Source organism: Mangrovivirga cuniculi (assembly GCF_005166025.1).
Lineage (GTDB): Bacteria > Bacteroidota > Bacteroidia > Cytophagales > Cyclobacteriaceae > Mangrovivirga > Mangrovivirga cuniculi.
On record NZ_CP028923.1, the window covers coordinates 2,018,763 to 2,033,160 of the forward strand.

Consider the following 14,398-nt stretch of genomic DNA (forward strand, 5'->3'; position numbering starts at 1 on the left):
AGTTGTAAATTAAGATAGAGTGGATATAAAACTAGCATTACAAAAACGGATATTAATTCTCGATGGAGCCATGGGTACCATGATCCAGCGGTATAATCTTGATGAAGAAGATTTCAGAGGTGAAAGATTTAAAAACCACACTTCTTCATTAAAAGGTAATAATGATCTTCTCAGTATTACCCGGTCGGATATAATAGAAACTATTCACAAGGAGTATCTGGATGCCGGAGCTGATATAATTGAAACGAATACTTTTAGCAGTACTTCCATCGCACAGGATGATTATAATCTTAGTGAGCTTGCTTATGAACTGAATTATGAATCAGCTAAAATAGCAAAAACTGCTGCAGAAGAATTTACCAGGGCTAACCCGGAAAAGCCCAGATGGGTGGCTGGTTCGGTAGGACCGACCAATAAAACAGCGAGCCTTTCACCAGATGTGAATGATCCCGGTTTTAGGGCAGTTTCTTTTAATGATCTTGTTAAAGCATATAAAGAACAAATTAAGGGACTTGTGGAGGGTGGCTCTGATGTGTTATTAATTGAGACTGTTTTTGATACGCTTAATGCTAAAGCAGCCCTTTTTGCCGCCCAGGATTATTTTGAGGATGGAGGAAGAACGGTGCCAATCATGGTATCCGGAACAATAACTGATGCATCTGGCAGAACATTAAGTGGTCAGACTACCGAGGCATTTCTAGTATCTGTTTCTCATGTTGATCTTTTATCTATCGGATTAAATTGTGCACTAGGAGCTAAACAGTTACGTCCGTACTTACAAATATTGGCCAAAAAGTCACCTTTTGCAGTAAGTGCCCACCCCAATGCAGGTTTGCCAAACGAATTTGGTGCTTACGACCAGACACCGGAATCAATGAAAAATGAAGTTGAAGTGTTTTTAAAAGAAGGCCTCTTAAATATTTTAGGGGGATGTTGTGGCACAACGCCAGAACATATAAAACAACTTGCTCAATTGGCTGAAAAATATCAGCCAAGAAAAGAAAGTGAAGAAAATTTAGCCGTTTGATGAGTGAAAATAACTTTACATATAAGCCATTAAGATTAAGTGGCCTGGAGCCATTGTACGTAACTCCTAATGCTAATTTTATCAATATCGGAGAAAGAACGAACGTAACAGGGTCCAGGAAATTCCTCCGATTGATTCGGGAGGATAAATATGAAGAAGCCCTGGATGTAGCCCTCGACCAGGTAAGGGGTGGAGCCCAGGTGATAGATGTCAATATGGATGAAGCCATGATCGACGGAAAGGCGGCAATGGTTAAGTTTTTACACCTCATGGCATCTGAACCTGAAATTGCCCGGATACCGATAATGATCGATTCTTCCAAATGGGAGATCATTGAAGCTGGGCTGCAATGTATCCAGGGAAAAGGGATTGTAAATTCCATCTCTTTAAAGGAAGGAGAAGAACAATTTTTAGAGCAGGCCCGATTGATTAAAAAATATGGAGCTGCTGTAGTTGTTATGGCTTTCGATGAGGACGGTCAGGCTGATAATTATCATCGAAGAATTGAAATCTGCGAACGGTCCTACAAGCTACTCACTGAAATAGCTGACTTTCCTGCTCAGGATATAATTTTTGACCCGAATATTTTTCCTGTAGCCACAGGTATGGAAGAACACCGGAGAAATGCACTTGATTTCTTTGAAGCTACGGCATGGATCAAGCAACACCTACATGGGGCAAAAGTTAGTGGAGGGGTCAGTAATGTTTCATTTAGCTTCCGGGGTAATAATAAAGTCAGGGAAGCGATGCATGCTGCTTTTTTATATCATGCGATCAAGCATGGAATGGATATGGGTATTGTAAATCCGACAATGCTTGAGGTTTACGATGAGATTCCGGATGACCTTCTTGAAAGAGTTGAAGATGTATTACTAAACAGGAGGGAAGATGCTACAGAGCGATTACTTGAATTTGCAGAGACAGTTAAAAACGATAAAAGGGAAGATAAAAAGGCAGAAGAATGGCGGTCAGGGACTGTTGAAGAACGATTGTCTCATGCTCTTGTAAAAGGGATAATTGATCATATTGAAGAAGATACAGAAGAAGCATTTCAGAAACTAGGCAGGCCTCTTAAAGTAATTGAGGGTCCTCTAATGGATGGAATGAATATAGTAGGAGATCTTTTTGGCTCTGGTAAAATGTTTCTTCCTCAGGTAGTGAAGAGTGCCAGGGTTATGAAAAGGGCTGTTGCCTATTTGACTCCTTATCTCGAAGCTGAGAAAAAAGCTAATCCTAATCAAAAGCCCAAAGCAAAAATTCTTCTAGCTACCGTAAAAGGTGATGTTCACGATATTGGTAAAAATATTGTAAGCGTTGTCTTGGCCTGTAATAATTTCGATGTAGTAGATCTGGGAGTTATGGTCCCTGCAGAAAAAATCCTTCAGGCTGCGATTGATGAAAAAGTAGATGCCATTGGCTTAAGTGGACTAATCACACCTTCATTAGATGAGATGGTTCATGTGGCTAAAGAAATGGAAAGGTCGGGATTTGATATGCCTCTTTTGATTGGAGGAGCAACAACATCCAGAATCCATACAGCTGTAAAGATCGACCCTCATTATTCCGGTGTTGTCACACACGTTTTAGATGCGAGCCGGTGTGTTTCAGTTTGCACTAATGCCCTTTCTGATGAGAGAAAAGAAGAATTTAAGCAAAATCTGAAAGAAGAATATGAAAAAGCAAGGGCAGATCATGCGAATAAAAAGCAAATCAAAAAATACATAAGTTACGAGGAAGCGGTTCTAAATGCAGAGAGGCAGGACTGGGAAGGGTATGAACCTCCTGCCCCGAATAAAACCGGTACATTCGTTTTTAATGATATCAATATTGAAGAGTTAATTCCATATATTGACTGGACTCCTTTTTTCTCTGCATGGATGCTTAAAGGGAAATTCCCACAAATATTAAATCATGAGGTAGTGGGGGTGGAAGCTTCAAAATTGTATTCTGATGCTCAGGATATGCTGGCTGAGGTGGTTGAAAATCGAAGTCTAAAGGCACATGGTGTGGTTGGTATTTATCCGGCAGTTAGAACTGGAGCAGACACAGTTAGTGTTATGGATGAATCGGGAAAACCTCATTTCAATTTTGAATTCCTGCGCCAGCAAGGTCAAAAAGGTAAAGGACTGCCAAATTTGTCGTTAGCCGATTTTATTTCACCTTCTGATGCAGGAAAAACAGATTATATTGGAGGATTTGCAGTTACAGCCGGTGATGGTATCGAAGATCTAATTCAGGAATATGAATTAGATGATTACAAGCAAATAATGATAAAAGCATTAGCAGACAGGCTTGCTGAGGCTTTTGCTGAATATTTACATGAAAAAGTCCGTAAAGAAATTTGGGGCTATGCTGCAGGAGAGAATTATGAGAACGAGGAACTAATTAAGGAAAGATATATTGGGATAAGACCAGCGCCTGGTTATCCGGCATGTCCTGATCATACAGAGAAAATCAAGTTATTCGATTGGCTAAAAGTACCTGAAAATACGGGTATAACATTGACTGAAAGCATGGCTATGTATCCGACTGCAGCAGTATCAGGTTATTATTTTAGTCACCCTGAATCGAGATACTTTGGACTTGGGAAAATCGAAAGAGATCAGGTAGAAGAATATTCAAAAAGAAAAGGATGGGATATAGAAACTACAGAAAAGTGGTTAGCGCCAAATTTAAACTATGATCCCGAAAAACTGGTTATACAAAATTAAACTGAAGGCATTTTTACATATATAATATGAAAGTTACTGAGCATTTCGAGAAGGCTGATAAAACACTTTTTACGTTTGAGATTCTCCCACCATTAAAAGGAGAGAATATTCAAAAGCTTTACGATCATTTAGATCCTTTAATGGAGTTTAAACCACCTTTTATTGATGTTACTTATCACAGAGAGGAATTTACCTATAAAAAAAGAGAAAACGGCTTGCTTGAACGGCAGATCATCAGAAAACGGCCGGGTACTGTTGGAATATGTGCTGCTATAAAAAACAAATACAATGTAGATACAGTGCCACACCTGATTTGTGGTGGGTTTTCGAAAGAAGAAACAGAAAATGCTCTGATAGATCTTCATTTTTTAGGTATAAATAATGTTTTAGTTCTACGCGGTGATGCCATGTCAAGTGAACCAAAATTCAGAGCTGAAGAAAACGGACATAACTTTGCTTCTGAGCTTTTAGAGCAGGTTAAAAATATGAATGACGGCATTTATCTTGATGAAGATTTGACAAATGCCGAGCATACTGACTTTTGTATTGGTGTGGCAGGCTACCCTGAAAAGCATTTTGAGGCACCTAATATGGCTACGGATTTAAAATACCTCAAACTTAAAGTCGATATGGGGGCCCAATATATCGTTACCCAAATGTTTTTTGACAATAAAAAGTTTATCAAATTCGTCGAGGATTGTAGAAAAATGGACATAAATGTTCCTATTATTCCGGGCTTAAAGCCAATCACAACGCTTAATCATCTAAGTTCACTACCAAGGCATTTTTATATTGATCTTCCGGATGACCTGGTAAATGAAGTTGAAAAGTGTAAAAATAATACCGATGTAAGAGAAGTAGGGGTAGAGTGGGCTATTCATCAGTCGAAAGAATTACTGGATTTTGGCGTTCCCAGTTTACATTTTTATAGTATGGGCAAGGCAGAACCTGTGAGAAGGATTGCTTCAGCTTTATTTTAGTCTGTAGGGTTGTACGTTGAAACTGCTTATGCTATTTTAGAAAAAAAAATGCAAATTGTAGAGTGCCCTAGAGATGCCATGCAAAGCTGGCATTCATTTATCCCTACTGAGAAAAAAGTTGAATATATTAATCAATTATTAAAAGTAGGATTTCATACAATTGATTTTGGGAGTTTTGTTTCTCCTAAAGCTATTCCTCAGATGAAAGATACTAAAGAGGTTTTATCTCAATTAGATCTCTCAGAAACCAGTTCAAAGCTTTTGGCTATTGTAGCAAATGTTAGGGGAGCTAATGATGCTGCCGAACATGAAGAGATTGATTACCTTGGTTTTCCTTTATCTTTATCTGAAACTTTTCAACTCAGGAATACAAACAAGACAATACAACAAGCGAAAGACAGCCTCAAGGAGATCCAGGATATTTGTAAGAAAACCGATAAAACATTGGTGACTTACCTGTCCATGGGTTTTGGTAACCCGTATAACGATCCTTACAATGCAGATTATTTATTGCAATTCACTGAAGAATTGAATGAAATTGAAGTGGAAATCATTAGTCTGGCCGATACTGTAGGAAGTGCAAAGCCAGAGGATATTGATTTTGCATTTAAAAACACGATTAATACTTTTCCGGATATTACTTTCGGTGCACACTTTCACAGTACTCCTGAAAAAGCTCCTGAAAAATTAAAAGCTGCTTACGAGGCCGGATGCCATAGATTTGATACGGCAATGAAAGGTTTTGGTGGTTGTCCTATGGCTAAAGATGACCTGACAGGTAACATTGCTACAGAAATTTTGATGAAATTTCTCGATAAAAATGACGTGGATATTGAGATCGATAAAACTCATTTTCAGGCTTCAGAAGCACTTGCAAGTAAGGTATTTATATAAAAAATTGATAGAAGTGATTTAATCTTACATATAGGATTTATGGGATTAGGTCACTATTTGTATAATAAAGGTATATACTTTTACTGGTCAATAAACTAACTTTTTTATGAAACGACTATCTTATTTTTTAATAATCGTTCTAACAGCGTTTAGCCTTCAGGCAAAAAATAATAGCGCTAAGGAAATCACCGAAGAGGGGATGAAATATTTTGAAGCCCGAAATTATAGGGAGGCTTTAAAACTTTTCAATAAAGCGATCGAAGTAGATGAGAATTTTGATCCGGCATTTTTTAACCGTGGTAAGGTGAAGAAAATTTTACAGGATTACAAAGGTGCTATGCTTGATTTTAACAGGGTAATTGATATTAATCCTGAGGCTCATGAAGCTTTTTATGAAAGAGGAGGTGTTAAGTTTGAGATGCAGGATTATTATGGAGCCATTGCTGATTTCACTAAAGCTATTGAACTTAACCCAAGTTTCGTAGATGCTTACTATATGAGAGGTCAGGCAAAACTTGAGCTTGAAGCATACAAAGATGCAATTAATGATTGCTCAAGAATTATCGAAATGGAACCAAAGAATCCGGATGCATATTATTTAAGAGGTGTTCTGAGAGTAGAATATGGACAAAAAGAAGATGGATGCCTTGATTTAAGTAAGGCCGGTGAGCTTGGTGATTTCAATGTGTATGAAGTTATTAGAGAAAAATGTAATAAATAAAGTTTTTTGTAATTCAGTACAAATAAAAAGCCGCGTCAAGCGGCTTTTTTTATATCGTAAAGGTTTTACCCGGTAAGGCTTTTATAATACCCTGTAATTCAAGAGATAATAAAATTGATGCTATTTTAGGAAGAGGTACCTGGCTTCTCCAACTCAATTCATCTATGTGTAATCCATTTGGATTATCCTGAAGAACTGAAATAAGTTGCCTCTCTTCAGCATCAAATATTGAAAGGTCTAAGGATTGTGGGACCATTTTTTCAGTCATTTCTTCCAGATCCCAGTTGAGTGCCTCAATGATATCCTCTGCTTTGGTAATTATCGCTGCCGTATTTTTTCTGATTAACTCATTGCAACCGATGCTATAATTAGATGTTAAATTGCCGGGTATGGCAAAAACATCCCGACTATAACCTTGTGCTAAGTCTGCAGTAATAAGGGCTCCGCCTTTTGCAGCTGCTTCAACTACTAACACTGCATCTGCGATCCCTGCTACTATTCTGTTTCTCATAGGAAAATTATGATTATCAGGTAGAGTACCAGGTGGATATTCAGATAGTAAGCAACCATTTTCTGTCATTTCCCTGGCTAAGTTTTTATGAGATGCCGGGTAAATCATGTCCAGTCCATGACCCAATACACCCACAGTTGGTACATTACTACTTAATGATGCTCTGTGAGCCTTAGCATCGATTCCTTTTGCCAGGCCGCTGATGGTTATAATTTCATTCTGGCCTGAGAGATCTTTTATGATGTTTTCAGTTATCTGAAGTCCATATGGAGAAGCGTTTCGGGTTCCTACAATTGCTAGAGCTTTATTGCTTTTTAAGCAGGGAAAATTTCCTTTATAGTATAAAATCAAAGGAGCGTCAACACATTCCTTTAGCCTAAGAGGATAATCATCATCGTAAAAAGAACAAATCCCGATATTCAGTTTTTTGCATTTTAAAATGAGATCATCAGCTTTTTTAAGAGCTTTTTCTTTTGCTTCTCTGGTTATTCTTTTAATAAATGCGTCACCTATCCCGGGTATGCTTTTTAGTTTGCCTCTGGGCATAAAGAACAACTTCTCAGCTGATCCAAGATAGCTGATCAATAATTTAGCTGTTTTTGAGCCAATACCAGGGATATACTGCAATGCAATAATATATTGCAGGCTATCCTTCATAAGTAAAAAATAATTAAGTCAATAAATCTTAATCCAGTTTCCTTTTTAGTTCAGTAAGAAATGATCGGATGTCTTTTAACTTTCCGATAACTTCTAACCTGGAAACTACATCCTGGTTGTTATTTTTTAAAGCATCTTTTGCTCCCTGTAAAGTATATCCTTTTTCCTTTACGAGATGATAAATCATTTTAATGCTTTCAATGTCTTTTCTGGTGAAAATTCGGTTGCCTTTTTTATTTTTTTTTGGCTTGATCACATCAAACTCAGATTCCCAGAATCGGATGAGGGAGGGTGCTACATTGATAATTTCAGCAACTTCTCCGATTGAAAAATATTTTTTTTCTATTTCTTTTTCCTTATATGGCACTATCTGATGATCTTTTTATCCGGTTTTCTAAAATCCAAAATAAGTAATTTTTCCTGAATCATCAATGAATATTTTTGATTCGGGAAAATCTTCTGCAGTTAATTGTTGTAACCGTCTGATTACTCGTTTATCAGGATCAACTTTAGGAATTCCTCTTCCTTCCTGAATTATTGGAACAATATCACCAAATAAAAACTCTCCGTTTCTTGTTGTATAAACTTTTACTAAAGGCGCAATACCATTTACACCTCTGAGGTTAAAGCGATTGTACGTGGCAAAGTTACCTAATGAATAAGAAATAAATCGGTTGTTGTAAACTTCCATCGCTCTTGTAACATGTGGGCCATGGCCAAAAACGATATCAGCACCATTGTCGATTACCCAATGAGAGAACTTATATACGTTACCTCTGTTTTCACCATAGAATGTCTCAGTTTCTCTCGTTACATGTTCATGTTTTGATCCTTCAGCTCCACCGTGGAAACTTACAATGACTATATCATTCAGGCTATCGAGGTGTTGTATTATTCTTGCAGCAGCTTCGTAATCAGTAATGCTCTGCGTAGCCGTATTTGGAGCAAAGGCAGCAAAGCCATATTTGATGCCTTCTTTTTCAAACATAGTGTATGGTTTTACAGACTGCCCTGCGTGTTGTATCCCATGTTGGTCGAGAGTCTTCATGGTGGTCAGGCGACCGGTATTGCCGAAGTCACCTGCATGGTTGTTAGCCGTACTCATTACATCTATACCTGCATCGACGAAGTGCTGGGCATAGTATTCCGGGGATCTGAATAAATAACAAATGCTCGGGTCTTTGCAATATTTAGGTTCACCACCATCATCGAGTAGTACACCTTCTAAGTTCCCGAATGTTATATCAGCATCTTTTAAATACTCCTTTACATGAGCCAATTGATATTTTCCGCTATCAGAAGGTAGGTATTCGGGTTCAGGGAAATTAGTGCCGATCATAATGTCCCCGACTCCAATAATGCTTATCGTATCAAGTAAAATATTGATTTCATGAGCTGCATATTGTGCTTTTATCAGAGCATCGTTATTGTTTAATGCAAGATTTCCTAATAAAACAGGAGTTTCACTCAAGTCTTTCTTTACCAATGGAGCAGGAGGGGTTATTCGCTTGGTTCCTGCACAAGATGATAACAAAACAATAAGAACTGTAAAAATTGACAAAAGCTGGTTTCTCATAATTTGAAGCTGAATAAGTTTAAAAAAAGCAACACATTAAATGAAGGTGTGTTGCTTTAAAATATTGTATATGACTATCTATTACCCAAGAGATTGGTTTTCGATAGACGCAAGATCAAGTAATTTTTGATATTCTTCGTCGGTTACATCCATGATCATATATAAGATCGGATCGACTTTTTTACCATCTTTCATGATTTCGTAGTGACAATGTGGAGCAGTAGATCCACCGGTATTACCAACTTTTCCGATAGTTTCACCTCTGCTTACCTTTTGTCCAACTCTCACAGATATAGTCTGCATATGAGCATACCGGGTTTTAAATCCGTATCCATGATCGATTTCTACATAATTACCGTAACCAGTTCTTTTATTAGATCGGACAACTCTGGATATTTTACCATCTCCTGTAGAATATATTGGCGTTCCTCTTGGTGCTGAGAAATCGATACCCCAGTGCATTTTACGTACTTTGTAAATAGGATGCATTCTCAAACCATAACCCGAAGCCAGTCTGGTTAACTCTTTGTTACGAATAGGCTGAATTGCCGGAATGCTGGCCAGCATTTTATTTTTATTTTCTGCCAGTTCCTCAATTTCATCAAAAGAAAGAGACTGAGCATACATTTCCTTATTAAGCTTATCGATCTTTTTCCTAGTGTCAGTAAGAACTTCCGGCAGATCTAGTTCTCTGTATTTTTTATATCGATCGGCACCGCCCATTCCCATTTCCCGAACCGAAGATGGTAGAGGATCAGCTTCCATGATTTGCCTGTAAATTCTTTCATCTCGCTGCTGAAGATAAGCTACGTAATCTCTCTGCAGGCTTATTTCTCTTTGCCAATTGTTAAGAGAATCACGCAGAGCACGGTTTTCCTGTTTTAATATTTGCTCCTTAGGAGAGTCAAAAATAAAAAAGTATGCTAATACGAGCCCGAAAGCGATCAATACTGAAACGAACATGAAACCCATAAAATTCAGCACCACATCCCAAGTTGACACTTTCACACGCTCGTACTTACAGGTTTCTGTGTCGTAATAATATTTTATTCTAGCCATTTGTCGTATACAATTTTAAAACTTGTATTTTTGCCCGACATGTTAAATAATGATTAACAGAATCGTTGGTCAATTAACAGTAACGGCAAATATCGGTAAAAAATAATTAAATATTAAATTAGATTTTTGCCAAAAGTCATTATATGTACGATTTTAAGAAAAATTAAAGGTTATTCATGAATTCCGCAGAAATAAGGCAGCAATTTTTAAATTTTTTCGAGGGAAAGCAGCATAAAATAGTTCCTTCTGCACCAATGGTAGTAAAAAATGACCCTACCTTGATGTTTACTAACGCGGGGATGAACCAGTTCAAAGATTATTTTCTGGGGAATACAGATCCACAGGATAAACGTGTTGCAGACACTCAAAAGTGTTTAAGAGTATCAGGAAAGCACAATGACCTGGAAGAAGTAGGGATGGATACTTACCACCATACCATGTTCGAAATGCTGGGTAACTGGTCTTTTGGAGATTATTTCAAAAAAGAGGCTGTGGCATGGGCTTGGGAACTGCTGACGGAAGTATATAAATTGCCGAAGGACAGACTCTATGTAACGGTTTTCGGTGGAGATAAAGAAGATAACCTTGATTTTGATAAAGAAGCATTCGACCATTGGAAGGAATGGATAAGTGAAGACAGGATTTTATCTGCTGGTAAAAAAGATAACTTCTGGGAAATGGGAGAAACCGGGCCTTGCGGACCATGTTCTGAAATTCATATTGACCTTCGGTCTGATGATGAGAGAAAACAAAAGGATGGTAAGGGACTAGTTAATGAAGACCATCCTCTGGTAGTTGAAATCTGGAATCTTGTTTTCATGGAATTCAACAGAAAAGCTGATGGATCTCTGGTTGACCTTCCGAATAAACATATTGATACAGGAATGGGATTTGAAAGACTTTGTATGGCGATCCAGAACAAAGCTTCAAATTATGATACTGATGTTTTCATGCCGCTTATTAACCACCTGGAGAAAAAAGCCGGAGTGAAATACGGGGCTGATGAAAAAACTGATATTGCAATCAGAGTTATTGCCGATCATATCAGGGCAATCTCTTTTGCTATTGCTGATGGACAGTTGCCTTCAAATAATAAGGCAGGATACGTTATCAGAAGAATCCTGAGAAGAGCTGTTCGATACGGTTATACTTTCCTTAATTTTTCATCTCCATTTCTATTTGAATTGGTTGATGTTCTTGCTAAGCAATTCAAAGGTGTTTTTTCTGAGCTTGAGCAACAGCAGGCATTCGTTAGTAAAGTGGTGAAAGAAGAGGAAACAAACTTTCTTCGTACTCTTGAAAATGGTCTTAAGCGTCTGGAACAAATAACTTCTAATCTTAACAAAGGAGAAGTAATCAGTGGAAAGGCGGTCTTTGAACTTTACGACACCTACGGTTTTCCTGTTGATTTAACTGCATTGATTGCTCGTGAAAAAGGTTATTCTATAGATGAGCCAGGATTTGAGGCTGAAATGAAGATCCAGAAGGACAGGTCCAGACAAGCTGCAGTACAGGAAAAAGGTGACTGGATGGTAGTTGAAGAAGGGGAAGAAGTAACTTTTACCGGTTATGAAGAACTCGAAACTAACTCAAGATTATTAAGATACAGAGAAGTAAAAGATAAAAAGAACACTATTTATCAGCTGGTATTTGAAAAGACTCCTTTTTATGCTGAGTCAGGTGGACAGGTGGGAGATAAAGGCATAGCAATTGGTGCAGATGAAAAGATTCCAATTTTCGATACTAAGAAAGAAAATGAACTGATCATACACTTTTCTAAAAAGCTTCCTGAAAACCTGAATGCAGAATTTACACTAAAAGTGGACAGGGAGAAGCGAGTGAAGACAATGAACAATCATTCTGCAACCCATTTACTTCATGCTGCACTGAGAAAAGTACTGGGAGATCATGTTCAGCAACGTGGATCATTAGTTTCTCCTGAAGTATTGCGATTTGACTTTTCCCATTTCCAAAAAGTTACTGAGGAAGAAATCAGAGAGATAGAGAAAATAGTCAATGATAAAATCAGGGCTAATATTGAACTAAGCGAAAAACGTAACGTACCGATAGAAGAAGCTAAAGAGGCAGGTGCAATGGCTCTTTTTGGTGAGAAATACGGTGATTTTGTCAGGGTCATAACTTTTGACAAAGATTATTCGGTAGAGCTTTGTGGTGGAACTCACGTTCCGTTTACCGGGCAGATCGGAATTTTTAAAATCATATCAGAAGGGTCTGTTGCTGCTGGAGTGAGAAGGATTGAAGCAATAACTGGCTCTGCAGCCCAGGAATATATAGAAAAGGAACTCCAGCTTTTAAATGAAGTCAGGGAGTTACTTAAAAATCCTAAGAATCTCGTTCAGGGATTGACCAATGTTATCGAAGAAAAGAATAAGCTTTCAAAAGCGGTTGAAGAAGCAAATAAAGAGAAAGCACAGATTGTAAAAAAACAACTTTTCGAAAAGATCGAAGATAGAAATGGGACGAAAATCCTTGCTGAAAAGGTTTCGCTGCCAGATGCTGACTCTTTAAAGAATCTTGCATTTCAGCTTAAGAACGAACATGGTCCGATCATAGCAGTGATCGCAGCAGATATTTCTGGTAAACCACAGATCGCAGTTGTGATTAGTGAGGAACTCACCAATGATGAAAGAAATGCCGGACAGTGGGTTCGTCAATTAGCTCAAAATATTAAAGGCGGAGGAGGTGGACAGCCATTTTTTGCTACAGCCGGTGGAAAAGATGTCAATGGGTTGGATAATGCTGTTACCGAAGCCAAAAAACTGATTCAGGAAAAAATATAATTTTTATGGAGATTTCCGGACAACAATATGAGCCTGTGATCGGACTTGAGGTCCATGTTCAGTTGAACACAAAAAGTAAAATATTTTGTGAAGATCCGGTGAAGTACGGAGCAGATCCAAATACATTAGTAAGCCCCGTTTCCCTGGCACATCCCGGAACTTTACCGGTGGTGAACAGGGCTGTTTTAGGCAAAGCCGTAAAGCTAGGTATGGCATTAGACTGCAAGATTGCTAAACGGATGTATTTCGATAGAAAAAACTATTTTTATCCTGATTCTCCAAAAGGGTATCAGCTAACCCAGGACAGGACTCCTATTTGTAAAGGAGGGGGAGTGAATATAAAGACCGAATCCGGAGATAAATTTGTTTCGCTCGATAAAATTCACATGGAAGAAGACGCCGGGAAATCAATTCACGTTGAGGGAGAAGATTTCTCTAAAATTGACCTTAACAGAGCCGGAACCCCTTTATTGGAGGTCGTAACTGATCCATGTATGGCTACTCCAGCAGAAGTAGCCTTGTTTTTAAACTACTTACGAAGACTGGTTCGATGGCTGGATATCTCGGATGCTAATATGGAAGAAGGTTCTTTGCGTTGTGATGCCAATGTTTCGATTAAACCGATTGGGTCTGAAAAGCTCGGAAACAAGGTCGAGATCAAAAACATGAATTCTGTCAGAAATGTCCAGAAAGCAATCAATGCGGAACTAAAAAGGCAGGCAGAATTAGTTCGTTCAGGCGAAACTATCATTTCTGAAACAAGATTATACGATCTTGAAAAGAATCAGACGCGATCTATGCGAACTAAAGAAGCATTAAATGATTATCGGTATTTTCCAGATCCCGACCTTTCTGAAATTGAACTCTCTCAGGATTTTCTCAATGAGATAAAAACAGCAATGCCCGAGTTGCCTGAGCAGAGAGAGCAAAGGTTTATAAATGATTTTGGTATTGAGCAGGAAAAAGCCCGGATAATATGTGAAGAAATATCTCAAGCTGAATTTTTCGAATCCTTGTTAAAAGCTGGCACAGAACCAAAAGTTGCCTCTAATTGGTTTGTAGGGCCAGTTAAAGGATTTATAAATCAAAATACCGAAATCAAGCTTGAAAACATAAACCCAAAAGCTCTTAGCTCGTTAATCGAATTAAGTACCTCTGGTAAGGTAAATCAGCATATAGCTGTAAGAGAACTTTTGCCAGGGGTTATTGTAAATGGTGATATGCCTGAGAAACTGGCTGCCGAGAAAGGCTTACTTATAGAATCTAATAAAAATGAATTATTAGATTGGGTCGATGAAGCTATTTCTCAAAATCCCGAAAAGGTAAAAGCCTGGAAAAATGGTAAGAAGGGCTTGTCAAAATTTTTTATGGGCGAAGTAATGAAGAAAAGTAAAGGTAAGGCTGATCCCAGACAAACAATTTCTTTGATAGAAGAACAATTGAAAAATCAATAAACAACTT

At 38.0% G+C, this 14,398-nt stretch carries 11 protein-coding genes; 7 read left to right on the plus strand and 4 right to left on the minus strand.

Translation table 11 applies throughout. The features are described from left to right. Window positions 1-70 precede the first annotated feature (70 nt). The 5 genes from DCC35_RS08925 to DCC35_RS08945 all read left to right on the plus strand — a co-directional run bounded on the left by DCC35_RS08925 (window position 71) and on the right by DCC35_RS08945 (window position 6,333). Window positions 71-1,027, plus strand: coding sequence for a homocysteine S-methyltransferase family protein (locus tag DCC35_RS08925; protein ID WP_137092619.1), 957 nt, complete (start codon window positions 71-73; stop codon window positions 1,025-1,027). Next, on the plus strand, window positions 1,027-3,738 hold the full coding sequence (gene metH, locus DCC35_RS08930) for a methionine synthase (protein WP_137090455.1): 2,712 nt from the start codon (window positions 1,027-1,029) through the stop codon (window positions 3,736-3,738). Before DCC35_RS08925 ends, metH begins: the two co-directional genes overlap by 1 nt. 26 nt (window positions 3,739-3,764) lie before the next feature. Next, entirely contained in the window at window positions 3,765-4,718 is a 954-nt protein-coding gene (metF, locus tag DCC35_RS08935) for a methylenetetrahydrofolate reductase [NAD(P)H] (RefSeq protein WP_137090456.1), read from the plus strand. 48 nt (window positions 4,719-4,766) lie between these two features. Next, on the plus strand, window positions 4,767-5,612 hold the full coding sequence (locus tag DCC35_RS08940; RefSeq protein ID WP_137090457.1) for a hydroxymethylglutaryl-CoA lyase: 846 nt from the start codon (window positions 4,767-4,769) through the stop codon (window positions 5,610-5,612). 106 nt (window positions 5,613-5,718) lie between these two features. Then, window positions 5,719-6,333 carry a tetratricopeptide repeat protein gene (locus DCC35_RS08945; protein ID WP_137090458.1) on the plus strand — a complete coding sequence of 205 codons (615 nt, stop codon included), beginning with the start codon at window positions 5,719-5,721 and terminating at the stop codon, window positions 6,331-6,333. A 49-nt stretch (window positions 6,334-6,382) separates the two neighbouring features. On the opposite strand, the gene dprA is transcribed toward DCC35_RS08945, so the two are convergent. The 4 genes from dprA to DCC35_RS08965 all read right to left on the minus strand — a co-directional run bounded on the left by dprA (window position 6,383) and on the right by DCC35_RS08965 (window position 10,136). Beyond that, window positions 6,383-7,501, minus strand: a complete 1,119-nt coding sequence (dprA, locus tag DCC35_RS08950) for a DNA-processing protein DprA (protein ID WP_137090459.1) — start codon at window positions 7,499-7,501, stop codon at window positions 6,383-6,385. Window positions 7,502-7,529: 28 nt separating this feature from the next. Further along, a complete protein-coding gene (locus DCC35_RS08955) occupies window positions 7,530-7,868 on the minus strand; it encodes a MerR family transcriptional regulator (protein WP_137090460.1) in 339 nt (112 codons plus the stop codon). 27 nt (window positions 7,869-7,895) lie between these two features. Then, window positions 7,896-9,077, minus strand: coding sequence for a CapA family protein (locus tag DCC35_RS08960; protein WP_137090461.1), 1,182 nt, complete (start codon window positions 9,075-9,077; stop codon window positions 7,896-7,898). An 81-nt stretch (window positions 9,078-9,158) separates the two neighbouring features. Further along, window positions 9,159-10,136, minus strand: a complete 978-nt coding sequence (locus DCC35_RS08965; protein ID WP_137090462.1) for a M23 family metallopeptidase — start codon at window positions 10,134-10,136, stop codon at window positions 9,159-9,161. A 176-nt stretch (window positions 10,137-10,312) separates the two neighbouring features. Here DCC35_RS08965 and alaS point away from each other — a divergent pair, with 176 nt between their 5' ends. Together alaS and gatB are read left to right on the plus strand one after the other, a co-directional pair. After that, window positions 10,313-12,937, plus strand: a complete 2,625-nt coding sequence (gene alaS, locus DCC35_RS08970; RefSeq protein ID WP_137090463.1) for an alanine--tRNA ligase — start codon at window positions 10,313-10,315, stop codon at window positions 12,935-12,937. A gap of 5 nt (window positions 12,938-12,942) precedes the next feature. Then, window positions 12,943-14,391, plus strand: coding sequence for an Asp-tRNA(Asn)/Glu-tRNA(Gln) amidotransferase subunit GatB (gene gatB / locus DCC35_RS08975; RefSeq protein ID WP_137090464.1), 1,449 nt, complete (start codon window positions 12,943-12,945; stop codon window positions 14,389-14,391). The last annotated feature ends 7 nt before the right edge of the window (window positions 14,392-14,398 follow it).

What these genes read in the sequence shown, in the direction of transcription:
- DCC35_RS08925 (WP_137092619.1), top strand. Translation starts at nt 71, where the DNA reads ATGGGTACCATGATCCAGCGGTATAATCTTGATGAAGAAGATTTCAGA.
- metH (WP_137090455.1), top strand. Translation starts at nt 1,027, where the DNA reads ATGAGTGAAAATAACTTTACATATAAGCCATTAAGATTAAGTGGCCTG.
- metF (WP_137090456.1), top strand. Translation starts at nt 3,765, where the DNA reads ATGAAAGTTACTGAGCATTTCGAGAAGGCTGATAAAACACTTTTTACG.
- DCC35_RS08940 (WP_137090457.1), top strand. Translation starts at nt 4,767, where the DNA reads ATGCAAATTGTAGAGTGCCCTAGAGATGCCATGCAAAGCTGGCATTCA.
- DCC35_RS08945 (WP_137090458.1), top strand. Translation starts at nt 5,719, where the DNA reads ATGAAACGACTATCTTATTTTTTAATAATCGTTCTAACAGCGTTTAGC.
- dprA (WP_137090459.1), bottom strand. Translation starts at nt 7,501, where the DNA reads ATGAAGGATAGCCTGCAATATATTATTGCATTGCAGTATATCCCTGGT.
- DCC35_RS08960 (WP_137090461.1), bottom strand. Translation starts at nt 9,077, where the DNA reads ATGAGAAACCAGCTTTTGTCAATTTTTACAGTTCTTATTGTTTTGTTA.
- DCC35_RS08965 (WP_137090462.1), bottom strand. Translation starts at nt 10,136, where the DNA reads ATGGCTAGAATAAAATATTATTACGACACAGAAACCTGTAAGTACGAG.
- alaS (WP_137090463.1), top strand. Translation starts at nt 10,313, where the DNA reads ATGAATTCCGCAGAAATAAGGCAGCAATTTTTAAATTTTTTCGAGGGA.
- gatB (WP_137090464.1), top strand. Translation starts at nt 12,943, where the DNA reads ATGGAGATTTCCGGACAACAATATGAGCCTGTGATCGGACTTGAGGTC.